Origin of the sequence: Lentzea sp. NPDC042327 (assembly GCF_040647275.1) — a bacterium.
Taxonomy (GTDB): Bacteria; Actinomycetota; Actinomycetes; order Mycobacteriales; family Pseudonocardiaceae; genus Lentzea.
This window is the reverse complement of record NZ_JBEZBX010000009.1, coordinates 45,975-66,295: the sequence shown is the minus strand read 5'-3', so window position 1 is coordinate 66,295 and position 20,321 is coordinate 45,975. Positions and strand designations below refer to the sequence as shown.

At 71.3% G+C, this 20,321-nt stretch carries 19 protein-coding genes and 1 pseudogene; 7 read left to right on the top strand and 13 right to left on the bottom strand.

Annotated features, from left to right (window positions below):
* Positions 1-15: 15 nt before the first annotated feature.
* A pseudogene (gene ahcY, locus AB0A63_RS23425) lies at positions 16-1,478 on the bottom strand (adenosylhomocysteinase).
* A 98-nt stretch (positions 1,479-1,576) separates the two neighbouring features.
* Between ahcY and AB0A63_RS23420 the strand changes: the two are divergent.
* Both AB0A63_RS23420 and AB0A63_RS23415 read left to right on the top strand, forming a co-directional pair.
* A complete protein-coding gene (locus tag AB0A63_RS23420; protein ID WP_360395038.1) occupies positions 1,577-3,982 on the top strand; it encodes a hypothetical protein in 2,406 nt (801 codons plus the stop codon).
* Positions 3,983-3,992: 10 nt separating this feature from the next.
* Positions 3,993-4,517: a GNAT family protein gene (locus tag AB0A63_RS23415; RefSeq protein WP_360395035.1), complete on the top strand. Its 525-nt coding sequence runs from the start codon at positions 3,993-3,995 to the stop codon at positions 4,515-4,517.
* On the opposite strand, the gene AB0A63_RS23410 is transcribed toward AB0A63_RS23415, so the two are convergent.
* Positions 4,510-5,088 carry a TetR/AcrR family transcriptional regulator gene (locus AB0A63_RS23410; protein ID WP_360395033.1) on the bottom strand — a complete coding sequence of 193 codons (579 nt, stop codon included), beginning with the start codon at positions 5,086-5,088 and terminating at the stop codon, positions 4,510-4,512. The two genes, AB0A63_RS23415 and AB0A63_RS23410, sit on opposite strands and share 8 nt — an antisense overlap.
* Before the next feature lie 98 nt (positions 5,089-5,186).
* Here AB0A63_RS23410 and AB0A63_RS23405 point away from each other — a divergent pair, with 98 nt between their 5' ends.
* Entirely contained in the window at positions 5,187-5,666 is a 480-nt protein-coding gene (locus AB0A63_RS23405; protein ID WP_360395030.1) for a DUF2975 domain-containing protein, read from the top strand.
* The gene (locus AB0A63_RS23400) at positions 5,666-5,893 is read left to right on the top strand and encodes a helix-turn-helix transcriptional regulator (protein WP_065916239.1); all 228 of its coding nucleotides are present in this window, start codon (positions 5,666-5,668) and stop codon (positions 5,891-5,893) included. Before AB0A63_RS23405 ends, AB0A63_RS23400 begins: the two co-directional genes overlap by 1 nt.
* Here the strand turns inward: AB0A63_RS23400 and AB0A63_RS23395 are convergent.
* Positions 5,886-7,121, bottom strand: coding sequence for a glutamate mutase L (locus AB0A63_RS23395; protein WP_360395027.1), 1,236 nt, complete (start codon positions 7,119-7,121; stop codon positions 5,886-5,888). The genes AB0A63_RS23400 and AB0A63_RS23395 overlap by 8 nt on opposite strands.
* An 18-nt stretch (positions 7,122-7,139) precedes the next feature.
* Between AB0A63_RS23395 and AB0A63_RS23390 the strand changes: the two genes are divergently transcribed.
* Entirely contained in the window at positions 7,140-7,265 is a 126-nt protein-coding gene (locus AB0A63_RS23390) for a hypothetical protein (RefSeq protein WP_360395025.1), read from the top strand.
* A 90-nt stretch (positions 7,266-7,355) separates the two neighbouring features.
* Here the strand turns inward: AB0A63_RS23390 and AB0A63_RS23385 are convergent, their stop codons facing one another.
* The 8 genes from AB0A63_RS23385 to AB0A63_RS23350 all read right to left on the bottom strand — a co-directional run bounded on the left by AB0A63_RS23385 (position 7,356) and on the right by AB0A63_RS23350 (position 14,999).
* A complete protein-coding gene (locus tag AB0A63_RS23385; protein ID WP_360395023.1) occupies positions 7,356-7,811 on the bottom strand; it encodes a MarR family transcriptional regulator in 456 nt (151 codons plus the stop codon).
* A gap of 10 nt (positions 7,812-7,821) precedes the next feature.
* Complete coding sequence (locus AB0A63_RS23380; RefSeq protein ID WP_360395020.1) at positions 7,822-9,321, bottom strand: amino acid permease; 1,500 nt, start codon at positions 9,319-9,321, stop codon at positions 7,822-7,824.
* 369 nt (positions 9,322-9,690) lie between these two features.
* A complete protein-coding gene (locus tag AB0A63_RS23375) occupies positions 9,691-10,614 on the bottom strand; it encodes a cation diffusion facilitator family transporter (RefSeq protein ID WP_360395017.1) in 924 nt (307 codons plus the stop codon).
* Between the two features lie 58 nt (positions 10,615-10,672).
* Positions 10,673-11,887, bottom strand: a complete 1,215-nt coding sequence (gene manA / locus AB0A63_RS23370; protein WP_360395014.1) for a mannose-6-phosphate isomerase, class I — start codon at positions 11,885-11,887, stop codon at positions 10,673-10,675.
* 21 nt (positions 11,888-11,908) lie between these two features.
* Positions 11,909-12,973: a hypothetical protein gene (locus tag AB0A63_RS23365; RefSeq protein WP_360395013.1), complete on the bottom strand. Its 1,065-nt coding sequence runs from the start codon at positions 12,971-12,973 to the stop codon at positions 11,909-11,911.
* A gap of 5 nt (positions 12,974-12,978) precedes the next feature.
* On the bottom strand, positions 12,979-13,179 hold the full coding sequence (locus AB0A63_RS23360; protein WP_360395010.1) for a Trm112 family protein: 201 nt from the start codon (positions 13,177-13,179) through the stop codon (positions 12,979-12,981).
* 13 nt (positions 13,180-13,192) lie between these two features.
* Positions 13,193-14,545, bottom strand: coding sequence for a phosphomannomutase/phosphoglucomutase (locus AB0A63_RS23355; protein WP_360395007.1), 1,353 nt, complete (start codon positions 14,543-14,545; stop codon positions 13,193-13,195).
* 94 nt (positions 14,546-14,639) lie between these two features.
* Positions 14,640-14,999 carry a DUF3499 domain-containing protein gene (locus AB0A63_RS23350; protein ID WP_197288925.1) on the bottom strand — a complete coding sequence of 120 codons (360 nt, stop codon included), beginning with the start codon at positions 14,997-14,999 and terminating at the stop codon, positions 14,640-14,642.
* 93 nt (positions 15,000-15,092) lie between these two features.
* Here AB0A63_RS23350 and AB0A63_RS23345 point away from each other — a divergent pair, with 93 nt between their 5' ends.
* Positions 15,093-15,536, top strand: a complete 444-nt coding sequence (locus tag AB0A63_RS23345) for a metallopeptidase family protein (RefSeq protein WP_360395004.1) — start codon at positions 15,093-15,095, stop codon at positions 15,534-15,536.
* A 287-nt stretch (positions 15,537-15,823) separates the two neighbouring features.
* Here the strand turns inward: AB0A63_RS23345 and AB0A63_RS23340 are convergent, their stop codons facing one another.
* A complete protein-coding gene (locus AB0A63_RS23340) occupies positions 15,824-18,976 on the bottom strand; it encodes a glycosyltransferase (RefSeq protein WP_360395002.1) in 3,153 nt (1,050 codons plus the stop codon).
* A 40-nt stretch (positions 18,977-19,016) separates the two neighbouring features.
* Positions 19,017-19,313, bottom strand: coding sequence for a WhiB family transcriptional regulator (locus tag AB0A63_RS23335; protein WP_045315329.1), 297 nt, complete (start codon positions 19,311-19,313; stop codon positions 19,017-19,019).
* 260 nt (positions 19,314-19,573) lie between these two features.
* Here AB0A63_RS23335 and AB0A63_RS23330 point away from each other — a divergent pair, with 260 nt between their 5' ends.
* A complete protein-coding gene (locus tag AB0A63_RS23330; protein WP_360395661.1) occupies positions 19,574-20,308 on the top strand; it encodes a site-2 protease family protein in 735 nt (244 codons plus the stop codon).
* Positions 20,309-20,321: the final 13 nt, after the last annotated feature.

The window sequence follows — 20,321 nt, the reverse complement described above, 5'->3', positions numbered from 1 at the left end:
CCCTGTCAGGGCAGATCAGTAGCGGTAGTGCTCCGGCTTGAACGGGCCCTCGACGTCCACGTCGATGTACTCGGCCTGCTCCTTGGTGAGCTTGGTCAGCTCTCCGCCGAGCGCCTCCAGGTGGATGCGCGCGACCTTCTCGTCGAGCACCTTCGGGAGGCGGTAGACCTCGTTGTCGTACTCCTTGAACTTGGTGAACAGCTCGATCTGCGCGATCACCTGGTTGGAGAAGGAGTTCGACATGACGAACGAGGGGTGGCCGGTGGCGTTGCCCAGGTTCATCAGGCGGCCCTCGGACAGCACGATGATCGTGCGGCCCGACGGGAAGGTCCACTCGTCGACCTGGGGCTTGATGTTGGTCTTGCGGATGCCGGGGTAGCGCTGCAGGCCGGCCATGTCGAGCTCGTTGTCGAAGTGGCCGACGTTGCCCAGGATCGCCTGGTGCTTCATCTGGGCCATGTGCTCGACGGTGACGACGTCCTTGTTGCCGGTCGTCGTGATCACGATGTCGGCGATCGGCAGGACCGTCTCCAGGCGCGCGACCTGGTAGCCGTCCATGGCGCCTGCAGGGCGCAGATCGGGTCGATCTCGGTGACGATGACGCGGGCGCCCTGGGCGCGCAGCGATTCCGCGGAGCCCTTGCCGACGTCGCCGTAGCCGCAGACGACCGCGACCTTGCCGCCGATCAGGACGTCGGTGCCGCGGTTGAGGCCGTCGACCAGCGAGTGGCGGATGCCGTAGCGGTTGTCGAACTTCGACTTGGTGACCGCGTCGTTGACGTTGATCGCGGGGAACAGCAGGTCACCGGCGGCGGCCAGCTGGTACAGGCGCATGACGCCCGTCGTGGTCTCCTCGGTGACGCCGCGGATGCCCTCGGCGATGTTCGTCCACTTCTTGCCGTCGCGCTCCAGCGACGCGCGCAGCGTGTCCAGGACGATGCCCCACTCCTCGGAGTCGTCCTCCGAGGCCGACGGGACGACACCGGCCGCCTCGTACTGCACACCCTTGTGGACCAGCAGCGTCGCGTCGCCGCCGTCGTCCAGGATCATGTTCGGGCCCTTGCCATCGGGCCAGGTGAGCATCTGCTCGCAGGTCCACCAGTACTCCGGCAGCGTCTCGCCCTTCCAGGCGAAGCAGGAGACGCCCTTGGGCTCCTCCTCGGTGCCGTGCGGGCCGACGACGACGGCCGCGGCCGCGTGGTCCTGGGTCGAGAAGATGTTGCAGGAGGCCCAGCGGACCTCGGCGCCCAGGTCGACCAGCGTCTCGATGAGCACGGCCGTCTGGATGGTCATGTGCAGGGAGCCCGAGATGCGGGCGCCCTTGAGGGGGTGTGCACCGGAGTACTCGCGACGGAGCGCCATGAGGCCGGGCATCTCGTGCTCCGCCAGACGGATTTCCTTGCGGCCGAACTCGTGGAGTGACAGGTCGGCCACAGCGAAGTCGATGCCGTTGCGGGTCTGCAAGCGGTCCGCGGTCATTGCGAAGTCCTCCAAGGCACTTCAGAGAGGGTGTCGTGCGACCATACCGCCCTCACGATGCACCACTATGACCTCACGTCGGGTGAGGGAGGTCTGGGGTGTTCATTGCGGGCCCCGACACACGGGTGGTCGAACTGCGGGTGCACGGTGTGCAGGGGACGACGCCGCAGACGCTGGTCGACGCCGTAGCGGCCGTGGACGTCGCCGGAGACGGGCTGGGGCGCATCGTGCGCCCCGCCGACAGACTCCGCAGGCCCGCGCCCGGTCCCGTGCTCCAGACGGAGAGCCGGTCCGTGCCCCGCGTCGTCGAGGGCTACCTGTGGGGCGGGATGACGTCCGGTGGTGTGGCCAAGGCCACGTGGGCGCTGCTCTTCCCGTTCAGCATCGCCAACGTCGCCCACTGGATGCTGCCCCCCGTTCCCGATCAGAACCTGCCGGCGCACCTGCTGGGGCTCGGTCTGCGGTCGTTGCTGCGGGTGTTCGCGCTGCTGCTCACGGCACTGCTGATCGCGCAGGTCTCGGTGGTGAGCCTCGACCTGCTCGCCGCGCAGTGCCTGCGTCCCGGCACCGGCTGCCTGACCAGCATTCCGGCCGAGGCGCGCACCTTCCCCTGGTTCCGGGCGTTCCTAGGACTTTTCCCAATCATCGCGTTGCTGGTCGTCATGCGCCGGATCTCGCACGTCGAGTGGCGGATCGAGCGCCGCGAGATCGCCGAGGCGGAGAAGGAGGAGCGGCAGCCGTCCTCCGGCCTGCCCGGCGCGCACGTGGCGACCGACCCGGACACGCCGGCGCTGCGCTCGCTGCACGTCGTGATGGGCCTGGCGACGGCCGCGCTGATCGCGCTGGGTGGGCCGTTGCAGCAGCTCACGGCCTCGGGGCCGATGGGGGTGGCGATCACCGCGGCGTGGGTCGCGTCGCTGGTGTTCATCGGGTTGTGCCTGGTCAGCGCGTTGCTGCTGGACGACCCGACGGGCGGCGCACCCCACCGCGGTGGGCGGTGGCTGCGGGCCGCGTTGTCGCGCAGGCCGCGCCGGGTGTTCCTCGCGCTGGCGGCGGTGCTGGTGCTGGTCACGCTGGGTTTGCAGGAACAGCTGCCGGACCGGGTGCCGGGCGCCGACGTGACCGTGCAGGTGATCGCGCTGCTGATGGCGTTCGTGCTCGTGCTGTTCGGGCTGGTGCTGGTGCCCGCGGCGGTGCTGGCCCGCGGGACGTGGAAGGACCTGCCGCGCGAGCTGCGGCCGTGGGCCGGTGGCTGGTTCGCCGCGCCGGTGCTCGCGGTCGCGGGGCTGCTGGGTGGCGGGTTCGGTGCCGGGATCGCGCTGCCGGTGCGCAAGGCGCTCGGCGAGGAGCTGCACCTGCCGGTCGGGTACGGCTACATCACGCTGCTGTGGGGTGTGGCGGGCGCGTTGGCGTTGCTGAGCACGTTCGCGGTGGCGTCGTTCACCGGCGCGGTGCGCTGGCGGGCGTTCCGCAAGGGCAAGCTGTGGGCGCGTGAGGCGTCGTTGCTGCACTCCGGCCGGATGCGCGACCTGCGGGCCGCGACGCGGGCGTGGTGGTGGGCGCGCTGGGAGCGCAACCACGGCCACCACCTGATGATGATCGTGGCGTTCGTGCTGGTCACCGGTGCCGTGATCGCGACCGTCCTGCGGGTGCGGGACGTGCCGCTGGCGGCGTGGACGCGGCCGTTCTCGGCGTTCGGCGTGGGCGTGCTCGGCCTGCTCGCCGTGTCGCTGCTGCGGGCGGTCTACCTGGCCGCGCGGCAGCCGGAGTCCGGGCGGCGGCTCGGGATCATCGCGGACATCGCGCAGTTCTGGCCGCGGGAGGCGCACCCGATCGTGCCGCCCTGCTACGCGCTGAAGGTCGTGCCGGAGCTGGTGTCGCGGGTCGAGGACCACCTGCGCGACCCCGGCACGCGGGTGGTCCTCTGTGGACACTCGCAGGGCTCGCTGCTCGTCGCCGTCGCGGCCGCGCGGCTGCTGGAGTCGCTGCCGCCGCAGGACCGGGAGCGGATCGGGCTCGTCACCGCGGGTTCGCAGCTGCAGTGGGCCTACCCGCGGGCGTTCCCGGCGGTGGTGCCGCACGCGTCGCTGGCGCGGCTGGCCGGTGGGCTCGACGGCCGCTGGCGCGCGTTGTGCCGGGGCACGGACCCGCTGGGCGGTGCGGTGACGACGTGGCGGCGGCAGGTGTTCGACGGCATGCTGCTCGGCGCCGGCTACCGCGAGGACGGGTCGGAGGGCGCGCTGGCACCGGCGTTGCGCGGGCCGACGGGAGCGCTGGTGCTGGGCGGCGACCACTGGCTGCCGGACCCGCAGCGGGGGCCGTTCCCCGGCCGGCGCTGGCGGTCGGGCGTGTCGGCGCACTCCGACTACACCTCGGACCCGGAGTGGGACCGGGCCGTGGCCATCGCGGCGGGGCTGATGCGGGTGGACACGCCGGAGGCGCCGTCGCTGCCCTTCGCGCGCAAGCCGAATATCGGGTCGCGGGACACCCTCGGCGGCTCCTAGTGTCGCGGTCATGCTGACCGGGGATCTCGTGCGCCTGCGTCCCGTCGAGCCGGAGGACGCCGACGCGTTCTACCGCTGGCACAACGACGAGGACGTCATGCGCTGGTTGCAGAGCTACTTCCACGAGTCGCTGGCGGCCATCCGCAAGCGCTTCGCCGACCGCCAGGAGAACCGGCACGACAAGGTCACCCTGTGCATCGAGACGCTCGACGAGGGCCGGCTCATCGGCGTGGTCGCGCTGCGCGACGCGGACCCGGTCAACGCGCGGGCCGAGGTCGACATCTACATCGGCGAGAAGGAGTACTGGGGCGGTGGCTACGGCACGGACGCGCTGCGCGCGATCTGCCGGTACGGGTTCGACACCATGCGGCTGCACTCGATCGAGCTCGGCGTGGTCGAGGCGAACGAGCGTGCCGTCAAGTCCTACAAGAAGGTCGGCTTCCAGGTCGACGGGCGGTTGCGGCAGTCGTTCTACCGCGACGGCGAGTGGCACGACTCGTTGCTGATGTGCGTGCTGCGCGACGAGCTCACGTGAGGGCGGGCGCGAGGTGGCCGATCGCCTCGCGCAGGTGCTCCTCCACGGTCGCCGCCGGCACCACGACCAGGCCGGACGGCCGCACGTCCACCCACCGCCGCACCGCCAGCCTGGCCGCCGCCGACACCGCGGCCGCCAGCACGGCCGCCCCGAGCGGGTCCTTGCCCAGCCGCTGCTCGATCACCTCGGCGATCGGCGGTTCCACCGCGGTGACCGAGTCCAGGTAGGCCTCGCGCAGCGACGGCGTCGAGGTGACCAGCGCGAGCGCCTCCGACGGCGGCTCCCGGTACTGGGCGGCGAACGCGGCGACGATCGAGTCGACCAGCGGTTCGTCGGCGGGCCGTTCCCGCAGGGCCGCGATGACCTGCAACGCGCGCGTCGCCGTGATGCCCGCGACGATCGCGTGGTCGCGGCTCGGGAAGTAGTTGTTGTAGGTGCGCGGTGAGACGTTCGCCGCCTCGGCGATCTCGTCGACCCGCACGTTGTCGACGCCCTTGTCCAGGGCCAGGCGCAGTGCGGCGGCCGCCAGCGCCGCTCGGGTCTCGGTCTTCTTGCGCTCACGCAGTCCCACGGCGATCACTGTAGAGACCTGCCGGGACACCGGGGACACCTGTTGCAACACGATCACTACCGATTGACTTTCGATAGATGGCTACCGATACTCGATGCATGATTGCTGAGCGTTGGGCGGTGACCGCCCTGCGGGTCTTCCTCGTGGTCCTGTTCGGGATCCTGGTCGTGTTCGAGACGATGTCGTTGCCGGGCCAGTTCCGGCACATGGCGGAGACGAGTCCGAACGACGCGCACCTGAGGTGGCCCGCGACGATCATCACGGTGTTCTGGGTGGTGTGCGTGCAGGTCGTGGTGGTCGCCACGTGGAAACTGCTCACGCTGGTGCGCAAAGATCTGATCTTCACGGAGGCCGCGCTCAAGTGGGTCGACGTGATGATCTGGGCGATCACGGCGGGCTGGGTGGTGCTGGTGTCGGTGTTCCTGTGGGTCGGTTTCAACGCCGACGACCCCGGCCTGCCGATGTTGCTGTTCCTGCTGACGACCGGCGTCACGGTGGTGGGGCTCGTGATGGTCGTGATGCGGGCACTGCTGCGGCGGGCGACGACGTTGCGCACCGACATGGAAGCGGTGATCTGATGGCCATCGTCGTGCGCATCGACGTCGAGCTGGCCAAGCGCAAGATGAGCGTCGGCGAGTTCGCGGAGAAGGTCGGGCTGACACCGGCCAACGTCGCGGTGCTGAAGAACGGCCGCGCCAAGGCCGTGCGGTTCAGCACGCTCGAAGCCATGTGCCGGGTGCTGGAGTGCCAGCCCGGCGACCTCCTGGAGTTCGTGGACGAGGACGCCGAGGAGCTCCTCAGCTGAGCCGCTTCGCCAGTCGGTCGGCGGCCTCGTGCCGCCCCGACTCGGCGAGCAGGCCCACCGGTGCCAGCACGTAGTCGCGGTCCACGGTGATCTCCGCGGTCCGCAGCACGGGCCGCAGCACCGGGTCGCCGCGCAACGCCTCCTCGACCGGCGCGATGTCGGCCATGTGCCGGAACACACCGCCGGACAGCACGAGCAGGCCCGCGCCGTGCGGGCCGAGCTGGCCGTCGACCTGCCGCAGGTGCCTGCGGACGGCCAGGATCGCGGCGAACGACGCGAGCTTCGTGTCCACGGCCGGGTCCTCCGGCAGCCAGCCGACGTCCTCGGCCCGCCGCTGCGCCTCCGCGGTCAGGTCCTCGGTGGTGAGGCGTTCCGCGTGCGCCTCCTTGACCACTCCCGGAGCGGACCAGCGCATGCCGAGGTCGCCCTCGACGGTGCGGCGGTCCGGTGGCAGGGCGACGGTCCGCTCCACGCCCTCGCTGTCCGCTGTGGACACCGCGGAGTAGACGTCCGTCGTGGCACCGCCGACGTCGACCACGAGCACCGCTCCCTCGCGGTCCTGCGCGGCCAGCCGGGACACGCCTCCCAGCACCGCGTCGGGGGTGACGGCCCGCACCAGCCGCCGGAACCGCGGGCCCCTCGACAGGCCCTTGCCGCCGATGACGTGCTGCAGGAACGCCTCCCGGATCGCCCTGCGGGCGGGTTCCGGGGCGAGCCTGCCGACGTCGGGCAGCACGTTCGGGCAGGCGACGACGGTCCGGTTGTGCAGCAGCCGCACCGCTTCCGGCTGCGCCTCGACGTTGCCGGCCAGCACGATCGGCACGGCCACGCGGGCGAGCTTGCCCGCGTTGTGCAGCAACACCGACTGGTCGCCGCCGTCCGTGCCGCCGACCAGCAGCACCAGGTCGGGTGCACTCGCACGCAACGCCTTCACGTCCACCAGCCCCGCGCTGACGTGCACGACCTTGGCGCCCGCGCTCAGCGCCACCCGGTATCCGGCCTCGGCGCTGACCACGCGTTCCTGGCCGACGACCGCCAGCCGCAGCCCGCCACCGGCCGACGAGCACGCCAGGACCTCGCCGTCGCCCACGCTCTCGCGCAGTGCGTCAACACCCCGCAGCACCTCGGGCGGGGTGGTCGGGTGCTGTCCCGTGCGGACTAGCTCGCCCTCCTCGGTGACGAGAGCGGCCTTGGTCCAGGTGGAACCGACGTCGAGGCACAGGATCACGAGGCAAGCTAACGCACCATGAAGCTCGCGCCCAAGGCGATCCTCGAAGGCACCCGTCTGACGGGCAAGACAGACCCGGCCGACGCGCTCAACGAACACCCCGCCTCGTCGGTCACCGGAAGTACCGCTACCACTCACCGCTGAGCTGCTGCTCGTGGATCGTCGACCGGTTCCACCTGTCCACAACGGCCTTCCAGGCTTGGGGCGTCGAAGGCACAACGTCTGGCGACGTGCTCAGTTGTCGGCCTTCTCGTGCACGACCTCCATGAGCTCGCCGAGCTGCGCGAGCTGGTCCGGCGTGAAGAGGTCGACGAGGTACTCGCGCACGGTCTCCACGTGACCGGGCGCGGTGGTCGTGAGCAGCTCCCGCCCGGCCTCGGTGAGGACGGCGACGATGCCGCGCTCGTCGGACTCGTGCGGTTCGCGCCGCACGAGCCCGCTCTTCTCCAGCTTGCCGATCTGGTAGGTCAGCGAGCTCTTCGACACGACCACCCGCCGGGCCAGCTCGGTCATCCGCATGCGGTTGCCGGGCTGCTCGGACAGCACGACCAGCACGTTGTACTGCGCGTGCGAGAGCCCCGCGTCGCGCTGCAACTGCTGTTCGATCTGCCGTTCGAGGAGGTGGTACGCCTGGACGAAGTGGTGCCAGGCGTACGTCTCCTCCTCGGACAGCCACCGCAGGTTCGCCATGGCTCGCAGATTAGTTGGTGGGCGTCTTCTGGTTGCCCTTGGCGAGCAGCGAGTTCCGCCGGCTGTAGATGAAGTAGGCACCGACACCGAGCGCCATCCACACGAGGAACCGGATCCAGGTGAACACGGTCAGGTTCAGCATCAGCCACAGGCAGGCGAGGATCGCGAGGATCGGCACCAGCGGCACGAGCGGCACCTTGAACCCGCGCGGCAGGTCCGGCCGGGTCTTGCGGAGCACCAGCACACCGGCGGACACGAGGATGAACGCGAACAGCGTGCCCACGTTGACCATCTCTTCGAGCGTGCCGATCGAGGTGAAGCCGGCCGCGATGGCGACGACGATCCCGATGATGACCGTGATCCGCGTCGGCGTGCCGTGCTTGCCGGTCTTCGCGAGCCCGCGCGGCAGCAGCCCGTCGCGCGACATCGCGAACAGCACCCGGCTCTGGCCGAGCATCAGCACCATCACGACGGTGGTCAGACCCGCGAGCGCACCGACCGAGATGACGGTCGCCGCCCACGTGACCCCGTTCTCGGCGAACGCACTGGCGAGCGTCGCACGCGACCCGTCGGCCTGGGTCTTGAGCTTCTCGTAGGGCACCATGCCCGTGATCACCAGCGACACCGCCACGTACAGCACGGTGACGATGGCGAGCGAGCCGAGGATGCCGCGCGGCACGGCCTTCTGCGGGTTCTTGGTCTCCTCCGCCGTGGTCGCCACGACGTCGAACCCGATGAACGCGAAGAACACGAGACTCGCGGCCGCGAGCAGTCCCAGCGTGCCGTACGAGCTGCCGCCGAAGCCGGTGATCGCGCTCAGCAGCGACTGGTCGACCCCGCTGTGCGCACCGCCACCGGTCTCCGCGGGAGGGATGAACGGCGTGTAGTTCTCCGCCTTGATGTACTGGACGCCCAGGATGATCACCAGCAGCACCACGGCCACCTTGACCGTCGTGATGACGGTGCTGACCCGCGAGCTGAGCTTCGTGCCCACCACCAGCAACGCCGACAGCGCACCGATCAGCACCACCGCGCCCCAGTCGAACTGCAGCGGCCCGAGCGCGACCGTCGTCTTGACCTGGACACCGAGCTGCGCCAGCACCGTCTGCAGGTAGATCGACCAGCCCTTGGCCACCGCGGCGGACCCGAGCGCGAACTCCAGCACCAGGTCCCAGCCGATGATCCACGCCGCGAACTCGCCGAACGTGGCGTACGAGAACGTGTACGCGCTCCCCGCCACCGGCACCGTGGACGCGAACTCCGCGTAACACAACGCCGCCAGCGCACACGCGATCGCCGCCAGCACGAACGCCAGCGACACCGACGGCCCCGCCAGGTTGCCCGCGGTGCTCGCGGTGAGCGTGAAGATGCCGGCACCGATCACGACCGCGACACCGAAGACGGTCAGGTCCCAGGCGGTGAGCTCCTTGCGGAGCTTGGTGTCCGGCTCGTCCGTGTCCGCGATCGACTGCTCGATGGACTTCGTGCGCCACAACCCGTTGCCCGGCACGATCGATACCTCCTCAATGGAACGCGTTCGGCCCACCCTAGAGGTATCACCAGGTGAGATGCCCGCAGCTGTGTTCGGACGTTGTCAGGACTTCCGTGCTTCCCGATCCCGAACGCGGCGAAACCCGCCGCGGCGAAGCGAGACGGGTTCCGGAGGTGTTCGAGGTTTTCTCGGGCGGTTCCGCGGTGAGCAGCTTCCCCGCCGAACGCCGCGATCGTCTGCCTGGGCGGAGAAGGGGAGTCACCCAGGCACGCTTCTTGCCCGGTTGGCTCCCCTTCTCCGGCCTGGTTCGCAGTGCGACCGCACAAGGCCCGCTCACGGCGAAGCCCGCCCCGGCCGAGACCGGGACGGGCTTCGACTGCACAACCGTCAGGCGCTGGTGACCGTCGTCCGGTCCAGGTCCGGCTCCAGGTAGATGAGCCGCGCGTGCGGCACCTTGCCCCGCACCCGCTGTTCCGCGTCGTTGATGGCCTGCGCGACCTCGTCGAGCGGGAGCTGCGGCTCCAGCGCGATCTTCGCCGCGACCAGCAGCTCCTCGGGGCCGATGTACTGGGTCTTGATGTGGATGACGCGCTGCACCTTGCCCGCGGCGAGCTCGTCGCAGATCACGTCGAGGTCGGAGTCGGAGGCGCCCTCGCCGATCAGCAGCGACTTCATCTCGATGATGAGGATCACGGCGATGATGCCGAGCAGCACGCCGATCGCGATGGTGCCGAGCGCGTCGAAGACCGGGTTGCCGGTGACCATGGTGAGCCCGACGCCGAGCAGTGCCAGCACCAGGCCGATGAGTGCGCCGAGGTCCTCCAGCAGCACGACCGGGAGCTCCGGGGTGCGGGAGTTGCGGATGAAGCCCCACCAGGAGGCGTCGCCCTTGATCTTCTTCGACTCGTTGATCGCGGTGACGAAGCTGTAGGACTCCAGGCCGATCGCGACGACGAGGATGCCGACCGCCACGAGCGGGCTGGTGAGGCCCTCCGGGTGCTGCAGCTTGTGGATGCCCTCGTACAGCGCGAAGACCGAGCCGAGGGTGAAGAGCATCAGCGCCACCACGAACGACCAGAAGTACCGGTCGCGGCCGTAGCCGAACGGGTGCAGCCTCGTGGCCCTGCGCTGGGCCGTCTTCTGCCCGAGCAGCAGCAGGCCCTGGTTCGACGTGTCCGCGAGCGAGTGCACCGACTCGGCGAGCATCGACGACGAGCCGGTGATCAAGAATCCGGTGAACTTGGCCACCGCGATACCGGCGTTCGCCAGTAGCGCTGCGACGATGGCCTTGGTTCCGCCCCCTGCTGACACGCCTGTCTCCTCGCACCTGTCCCGGCCGGAGCCGGTCCGCTTTGTCCGGTCGTGAACCTTAGTCCGTTCCCGCCGTGGCGCGGAAAAGTTGAGCGGATTCAACACCATCCGGTCGAACGAGCACCGCCGGGTCCGACGCGGGCAGCCACACGGACTGGCCGCGGGTCAGGGTCAGCTCCTCGCCGCGGGAGTTGGACAGCACCGCGGCGCCGTCCGTGCAGATCATGATCTGCGGGCCGTCGTGGTCGAGCCGGGTCTCGCCGGTGAGGTCCAGGCGGGACAGCTCGAACTCCGGCGCGGGCGTCCGGTAGACCCGCACGCCGGGCGCGACCTCCTCGCCGGTCGACACGGGCATGTCGCCGCAGGCGAAGTCGAGCACGCGCAGCAGCTCCGGCACGTCGACGTGCTTCGGCGTGAGACCGCAGCGCAGCACGTTGTCCGAGTTGGCCAGGATCTCGATGGCGGTGCCGCGCAGGTAGGCGTGCAGGTTGCCGGCGGGCAGGTGGATCGCCTCGCCCGGCTGCAGCACGATGCGGTTCAGCAGCAGCGCGGCCAGCACCCCCGCGTCACCGGGGTAGGACTCGCCCAGCTCCAGGATCGTGCGGCACTCCAGGTCGAACTCGCCGCGCTCCTTCACGTGCAGCACGCACGCGTCGAGCACCTGCGGCAGCAGCGACGAGAGCGACGTCTGCGGCAGCGTGATCAGCATCGTGAACAACGCGCGCAGGCCCGACGAGTCGGGCTGGGCGACGAGCATCTCGGTGTACGGCGCGAGGTCGGGTGCGTCGAGCGACCGCAGCAGCGCCGCCGTGCGGTCGGGCGCCCGGAAACCCGCGAGGGCGTGGAACTCGGTCAGCGCGCAGATCAGCTCCGGCTTCGCGGCCGGGTCCTTGTAGTTGCGCACCGCGGCGTCGCGCGGCACGCCCGCGGCCTCCTCGGCGGCGAAGCCCTCGGCGGCCTGCGCGGCGGACGGGTGCGCCTGCAGGCTCAGCGCCTCCTCGGCGGCGAGCACCTTGAGCAGGAACGGCAGCCGGCTGCCCCACCGGTCGGTCAGGCGCCGTCCGAGCTGGGCGTCGGGGTCCGCTGTCAGCAGGTCGAGCAGCGAGTGCTCGGTGCCGTCGGCGCCGACCACGCGGGACGGGTCGCCGGGGTGGGCGCCCATCCACAGCTCGGCTTCGGGATGAGGTGCGGGCACCTCCTTCCCGAGCAGCTCTGCGATGGCCGTGCGTGATCCCCACGCGTACGGCCTCACCGCGTTGTGCAGCAGGTCCACTTCTCGTTCAGCTCCCCAAACTCAGTACGGGTTGCCGCCGAGCGTTCCGGCGGCCAGCCCGAGGTACAACGCGGCGAGCTCGAAGCGGAGCGCGAGCAGCGCGGCGCTGACCGCGTCGCCTCCCGCCACCACCTCGACCGCCGGTTCGAGCACGTCGGCACCGGGCAGCGCGTCCTCGGCGGCGCGCCGCAGCGCCTCGGCCACGGGGCCCTGGCGCACGGCCAGCAACAGCACGCGGACGAGTCCACCGGTCTCGTCGTCCGGGTCGGCGAACAGGTCCGCGCCGGAAGTTCCCTGCACGGCCCGCCGGTGCAGCACCGGGCGGGTCAGTGCCTGCGGATACCCGGCGACGTCAGAGGCAACCCCGGCGAACGCGGCCAGCACGCCCGCGCCGTGCACCCCGACGGACGTGGCGACGTCGTCGAGGCCCCACAGCAGCGGCGTGCGGTCGGCCACGCGCAGGGCCAGCGACTTCGCCGGGTTCACGAACGACTCGTGCACCGGGTGGTTGCGCTCGGCCTCGCGGTCGAGCTCGTCGGCGATCAGGTCGACGTCGACCTTCAGCAGGCCGAGCGAGCCCAGCACCGTGAGCCACGCGGTGAGCGCGCGGTGGAAGCTGAAGCCCGGCGGCACGTCCACGCGCGGCGGCAGCAGCACCGCCCTGCCCGCGGCCGCGGCGGCGACCGGGCCGGAGTCCGGCGCGGTCACCAGGGTCCGCGCGCCCCTGCGGGCGGCGCGGTCGATCGACTCGGCGAGCACCCGGTCACCGGGGTCCTCGGTGTGCGCGAGCACGACGTCGAGCGCGCCGACCCACGGCGGCACCTCGTCGGACACCACGACCGGCACCGAGCACCCCGGACCGAGCAACGCCACGACGACGCCCGCCACCGCGACGGCGTGACCGGGCCGGGTGACCAGGACGACCGCGCGGGGGCGTTCGGCGAAGACCCGGTCCACCCCCGCCTCGGCCGCGGCCTCCGCGGTGGCGCGCACCTGGGCGCCGGCCCGTGCGGCGGCACGCAGCCAGCCGCCCGTGTCGGCGTCGGCGAGGCGGCTCGAGTCGTCGAGCAGCGTGTCGTCGAGCACCTACGTCACCCAGCCGACGGCGGCTCGACCGCCTCGTCGAGCAGCAGGACCGGGATGCCGTCGCGCACCGGGAACGAACGGCCGCACGCGGTGCACGTGAGGAAGTCCGCCTCCGGGTCGTCCGGCGTCCCGAGCCGCAACGGGGCGTGCTCGGGGCACGGGCAGGCCAGGATGTCCAGCAACTGCTCTTCGAGCTTGACGGCCACTTCTGTTCTCTCCTCAGCCCCGCACGATCGCCAGGACCTCGTCGCGCAGTGCGGCGACGGCCTCGGCGTTGGCGGCTTCGACGTTCAGGCGCAGCAGCGGCTCGGTGTTCGAGGCCCGCAGGTTGAACCACGCGCCGTCCGGCAGCTGCACGGTGAGACCGTCGAGCTCGTCCAGCGCGACGCCGTCCCGCGAGCCGAACGCCTCCTTGATGGCGGCGATGCGACCGGCCTGGTCGGTGACCGTGGAGTTGATCTCACCGGAAGCGGAGTAGCGCTCGTACGCGCTGGTCAGCGCGGAGAGGGGGCCGTCCTGCTCGCCCAGCGCGGCCAGCACGTGCAGCGCGGCCAGCATGCCGGTGTCGGCACGCCAGAAGTCGCGGAAGTAGTAGTGCGCGGAGTGCTCGCCACCGAAGATGGCACCGGTCTTGGCCATCTCCTCCTTGATGAACGAGTGGCCGACGCGCGTGCGCACGGGCTTGCCGCCGTGCTCGGTGACGATCTCCGGGACGGCGTGCGAGGTGATCAGGTTGTGGATGACCGTGCCGCCGGGGTCCTTGGCCAGCTCGCGCACGGCCACGAGCGCGGTGATCGCGGACGGGCTGACCGGGTCGCCGTTCTCGTCGACGACGAAGCAGCGGTCGGCGTCGCCGTCGAACGCCACACCGGCGTCCGCGCCCTCGGCCTTGGTGCGTTCCTGGAGGTCGACGATGTTCTTCGGGTCGAGCGGGTTCGCCTCGTGGTTGGGGAAGCTGCCGTCGAGCTCGAAGTACATGGGGACGACCTCGACGGGCAGGCCCTCGAACACCTGCGGCACCGTGTAGCCGCCCATGCCGTTGCCCGCGTCCACGACGATCTTGAGCGGGCGGATGGTCTTCAGGTCGACCAGCTGGTTCAGGTAGGCCGCGTACTCGACGAGCATGTTCCGCTCCTCGAACGTGCCCGGCTCGACGCCCTCGGCGTCGGGCACCTGGTTCTCCGCGTCCTGGCGGATCTGCGCGAGACCGGTGTCCTGGCCGACCGGGCTCGCGCCCGCGCGGCAGAGCTTGATGCCGTTGTACTGCGCCGGGTTGTGGCTCGCGGTGAACATCGCGCCGGGCAGGTCGAGCTTGCCGGAGGCGAAGTACAGCATGTCGGTGCTGGCGAGACCGATGCTGATCACGTTGACGCCCTGCGCCTGCGCGCCCTCGGCGAACGCCCTGGACAGCTCGGGCGAGGAGTCGCGCATGTCGTGCCCGATCACGATCGCGGGTCCGCCGACCAGGCGGGCGAAGGCCGCCCCGAAGTCGCGAACCACACCGGCGTCCAGCTGTTCGCCGACCACCCCGCGGATGTCGTACGCCTTGACGATGCCGGACAGGTCACGCACGCCGCACACTCCCGAAACTCGCTCTTGACGGCCACTGCCAGGGCAGCCTACCGGCGAGCAGATCAGCGACGCGTGTGGTCGTGGGTTGAGTGGCTCAGTCCTCGTGCGGATCCGGAAGAACGCGCAGGTGACCGCGCCGCTGGGTCCCCGCCGGGACCTCGGGCAGCTTCGGGGTCACATCTGCTCGTCCGGCCTCGCGCACGGCCTCGGCAAGCGCCGTCAGGTCGTCCACGCTCGGCTCGGGGGCCGCGAACTCACCCTGATGCCTCACGACCTCCCAGCCGCGCGGCGCCGTGAGCCGCATCGCGTGCTCCTCGCACAGGTCGTAGCTGTGCGGTTCGGAGTACGTGGCGAGCGGTCCGACGACTGCGGTGGAGTCCGCATAGGCGTAGGTGAGCGTGGCGACAGCCGGGTTAGCACACCCGGTTCGCGAGCACCGTCTCACGCTCCGCACGATCCGGGACGATAGCGCGTCCACGCGGGGCTGTGTGTGAGGCACGCTGTGTTTGCTCCCGCGGGACAGCAACTAGGCTGCTGGGTTGTGGTGATGGCACGGGGTTCACGGCGGCAGGATTCGCCGCGTCGGCGCAGTCGCGACCGGCACGGCAGGGGCCTGCGCGGTCCGCTCTACCCGGCCACCCTGCCCGCGGCCCGCTCACGGGCGGAGCGCTTCGACGCTCTGGTGATCGAGGCGCTGGAGCCCATCGAGGCCCGCTGGCGCACCGAGCTCACCCAGCTCGACGTGGCCGTCGACGACGTGCCCGACGTGCAGGTGGAGGGCGAGGACGGGGTCGTCGAGGACGGCAACGTGCCGCTCGCGCGCCTGCTGCCCGCAGGTTCGGACCAGCGCGCCCGCATCGTGCTGTACCGCCGGCCGCTGGAGGCCCGCGCGAAGGACGGCGCGGACCTCGCGGACCTGGTGCACGAGGTGCTGGTGGAGCAGGTGGCGAACTACCTCGGGCTGGACCCGGACGTGATCGACGAGGGCTGACCCCCGCCGACTGTCGGACCCCGCGACTAGAATCAAAATCGGGGGATCCCGGCGCCGTCGTGTGTGTGGAAACACGCACGGCACCTATGGCGGCCCGCTCACTCACGGCACCTACAGCGGCCCGCTTACGCACGGCACCTGTGGCAGCCCGCACCCGCACGACACCCACGGCGGCCCGCTCACGCACGGCACCTGTGGCAGCCCGCACCCGCACGACACCCACGGCGGCCCGCCCACGCACGACACCCACGGCGGCCCGCACACCCACGACACCCACGGCGGCCTGCTCACGTCTGGCGCCGCCGCGTGGGGATCGCCGTCAGCACCGTGAACAACGCCACCGCGGCCTGCGCGAGCAGCAGCAGGTCCCGCAGCGTTGTGCTCATCGTCACCCTCACCTCGGCCCCCGCCCCCGGCAGCGGCACGCCGACGAGGTGGCCCCAGGACCGCACGACCGGCACCTGCTGACCGTCCACGAACACCTCCCAGCCCGGTTCGTCCTCGGCCGCGAGCACCAGCACCCGCCCGTCGGAGCCCGGCGAGACCCGCACCGCCACGTCCGGCAGCGTCACGTTCACCGGCGCCACCTCCGCTGCCGGTTCCGCGGGCGGGTCGCCGCCGGTGCGCGCGCGGCGGGCCAGTTCCGGCGGCAGCAGCACGCCGGTGTCGGACACCAGCCGGATGCGCAGCACGGGACGGCCCGCGGTCGTCGGTGCCGCCACCGACACCAGCTCCCCCGCCGCGGCACGCACGCGATCGGCGTCCGCGGCAGTGGGCAGCACCACGAACGACACGCCGGACGACGCCGCTTGGGCCAGCGCCACCCCCACGGCGGAGGACGACCCGTCGAGCAGGGACGTGGTCCACCGGCGCAGGCGTGCGGGTGAGGACGTGGTCGGCACGAGGTCATCGTCGCCGAAGGCGGGCATGCGGCCGGCCACCTGGCGGGTCGGGGTGCCGAGGACCAGCACCGACCGGCCCGAGCGGTCCAGCTCGGCTGTCAGCGACGCGCTCAGCTGCTCGCCACCGTCGGCGCGCAGCGGACCGGTCCGCAGGTCGAGCACCCCCGCGACACCCAGGCTGGCCAGCGTCACCACGCCCACGGCGTACACCGCGCGCCGCACCCGCAGCCGACCGGCGACACCCGGCGTGACACCGCGCCGGCACCCGGCCAGCACCACCCAGACGAGGCCCCAGGCGAGGATCACCAGCGGTGTTCCCGGCCAGGCGTGGAAGGCGGTGACCGCGGCCAGCGCGCCGATCGCCAGCACGACCACGAACAGGCCGGGCAGCATCGCCGCGTTCGGGCGCAGGACCGCGGCGGCGAACGCGGCGGCCGCGAAGACCGAGCACACGATCAGGTTCGGCGGCGGTGAGGAGTAGGCGGCGCCGAGGCCGTTCAGGACCATCTCGGGGTGTTGCAGCAGGACGGCGGGCCACGGCAGCAGCAGCGCCATCGGCAGCAGGACGATCGCGAACAGCGCGGCGATCCGGCGGGCACCGCCCGACACCGCCACGAAGCCGACCAGGGCCCCCACCAGCGCCACCACGTGGCTCAGCGGCGAGAACGCGCCGAGCACCGCGACGCCGACGGCCGTTCCCGAGGCCATGGCGAGCCATGCGTGCGTGGATGACGCGCGCAAGACCGCGTACACGCCGGCGAACACCAACGGCGTGACGATGTGCACGACGACGACGTCCAGGCGCCCTTCGGCAACGGCGGTCGTCGACACGGGCAGCAAGCCGTAGAACGCGGCGACCACCGCGCGCACGGAACGCCGTACGCGCATGCCACGGGAAGCGATGTACGCCGACAAGGCCGCCAACGGGATGTCACCCAGGAGCAACAGCGCGACCGCGAACCGGGGCCCGCCCGGCACCAGGCCGAGGAACGCCAGCGCCGCAGGAGCCGGGGCCGCTGTTCCGCCGGCCACCGGGTGCCACGACGCCAGGTACGCCGACCACACCTCGCCGAGCGACCCGACCGGCAGCAGCCGGCCGCCCGCGAGGTCCAGGCCGAGCCGCGACCAGTTCGCCACCACCGCCAGCGCCGACAGCCCCAGCAGCAGCAACACCGGTGGTGCCAGCACCAGCGACCGCAGCACCCGGCCCTGGTCGACCTCGACGAACACCATGTCGCGGCGCGGTCCCGGTGACGGCCGCGGCTTGGGCGACGGCCGCAGCGCACCCGGCAGCGCCGCGTCGACCGTGACCACGACGGGCGGGCGGCGCAGGCTCGCGACCCGCGGCCGGCCCCGTGCGCCGGCCGGCAGCGCGGACGGTCCGACCGGCCGCGGCGAGTCCACTTCGGACGGCTCCAGCCACGCGGACCCGGAATCGGTTGCGGGCAAACGACCCAGTGCGGCGTCGGCCTCGACGCGGCGGCGGATCAGGAACGCGGCCCCGGCGCGCAGGGCGTTGCGGAACCGGGTCAGCCTGCTCGTGAAGAGGCCGGGCACGACCGCGGAACCGCGCCGCGCCCTGCGTCCCTCCAGCAACCGGCCGCGGGTCAGCAGGTACCGGGCGGCACCCACCTCCGCGTGCGCGTCGGCGAGACGTCGGAGCAGCAGGAAGCCCAGCGCCCGCAGCAGGGACAACAACAGCAGGCGCGGGAGTCCGATGAGGAACGAGGGACCCGAGGTGTTGACCAGGAACGTGCGCATCCCGTGCGCGCGGTCGACGCCGCGGACCGACGGACCGGGTCGTGCGACGGCCGCGTCCAGCAGGCGCAGGCCCTTCGTCGCCGCACGGGCGTGCCGCATCCGGGCGACCGGGACGCAGAGCACCAGGTGGCCCGCGCGGTTGACCCGCCAGCCGAAGTCGACGTCGTCGCGCAGCAACGGCATCGCCTCGTCGTACCCGCCGAGCGCGTGCCAGACCTCGCGGCGGATGAGCGACCCCGCCGACGACACCGCGAGCACCTCGGCGCTCTGCTGGAACAGCGCGCTGTGCTCGGTGGACGAGAGCCCGGTCTGCCGGTGGCCGGAGGCGTCGGTCGAGAGACCCGCCTCCACGACGAGCCGGGGGGCCTCCCAGTCGAGGCAGAGCGGGCCGAGCACCGCGGCGGAGGGCGAGACCTCGGCCGCGGTCAGCAGTGCGGCCAGGCAGTCCGGTTCGGGTGCGCTGTCGTCGTGCAGCAGCCACAGCCACTTGCCGGGGTCTCCCCAGCGGTCGACGGCGTGCTCGACCGCCAGCCGCAGCGCGGTGCCGAAACCGGTACCGCGCGGCAGCGACAGCACGCCGTCGAGCAGATCTTCGGCCTCCGCCAGTACTTTCGCGGTGCGATCGTGGGATCCGGTGTCGACCGCGATCACGTGGCGGGGACGAATTCGCTGACGCCGCAAAGCGGACAGCGCCGTGCTGAGCCACTGGTCGCCGTCGTGGCAGACCAGGACGCACAGCACCGGCGCGGTCCGGAGCCTCGGGTGAGGGCTTGTCACTCCCTCAAGTTAAGGCAAAAAGATCACACTTCCAGACGTCTCAGACGGCTCGCTTCTTCAGCTTGCGGCGTTCTCTCTCCGAGAGACCGCCCCAGATGCCGAAGCGTTCGTCGTGCTGGAGCGCGTACTCAAGGCACTCCGAACGCACCTCGCAACCCAGACAGATGCGCTTGGCCTCCCGCGTCGAACCACCCTTTTCGGGGAAGAACGCCTCGGGATCCGTCTGCGCGCACAGGGCGCGTTCCTGCCAGTCCTGCTCGTCGGCTGGGTCGAACAGGTACGACAGTTCGCCCTGTACGACCGGCTGCGCGACGTGATCTTCTTCGAATTCCTGCATTTCGTCCGCCTCCTCGCCTTCCGCTCTCCCCGGTTGGCGGACGCCAGACGCCGTTCCCACAACGACGAATGACACCGATGTGATTACACCTGCGTCACAGCGGGGGGTCAAGCCGAGTCCACACGTCGGGGGATATTCGCGCAGATGGCCGTTGAAACCTTGACGTGCAGCACAGACGGTGATCCACGTACCGCAACCCGTCCCCGAACGGCCCACCGCGCCAGCCGACACGCCACACTGGTGGGGTGAAGCGATCAGCGGTGCGCCCCAGTCCACTGTTCCTCGGTCTGCTCGCGGCGACCGCCGCCGGAGCCGTCCTCACCCTGTTCGAAGGCGATGTGGCCGTCATCGCCGGCACCGTCCTGTTCGTGCTCGCCGGCTGGGCGGTGACGTTGTGCCTGCACGAGTTCGGGCACGCGGCCGTCGCCTACCGGGGTGGCGACTTCTCGGTGCGCGACAAGGGATACCTGACCCTCGACATCCGCCGCTACACCGACCCGGTGCTCAGCATCGTCCTGCCGCTCGTCCTGCTCGCGCTCGGCGGGATCCCCCTTCCGGGTGGTGCCGTGTGGATCAACCACCACGCGCTGCGCTCCAAGAAGGTCGAGTCGATGGTCTCGCTGGCGGGCCCGGCCACCAACCTGGCGGTCGGTGCCCTGTTGGTCGCGGTCGTGGCGCTGTTCGACCCGCCGGGAGCGCTCACGGCGGCCATTTCGTACCTGGCTCTGTTGCAGGTGCTCGCCTTCGTGCTGAACATCCTGCCCATCCCCGGCCTGGACGGCTGGGGCGTGTGGGAGCCGTTCATGTCGTACGAGGCCCAGCGCTTCGGCGCCAAGGTCCGGCCGTGGGCGCCGCTGGTGCTGTTCGCCGTCCTGTTCACCTTCTCCGAGGTCAGCCGGCTGCTGTTCCAGGTCTCGACGTGGGTGTTCGAGCTCATCGGCGGCAACTCCGTCGGCGCGTTCTACGGCTACGCCAACTTCATGTTCTGGCGCTGACTCCGGGCGCCTC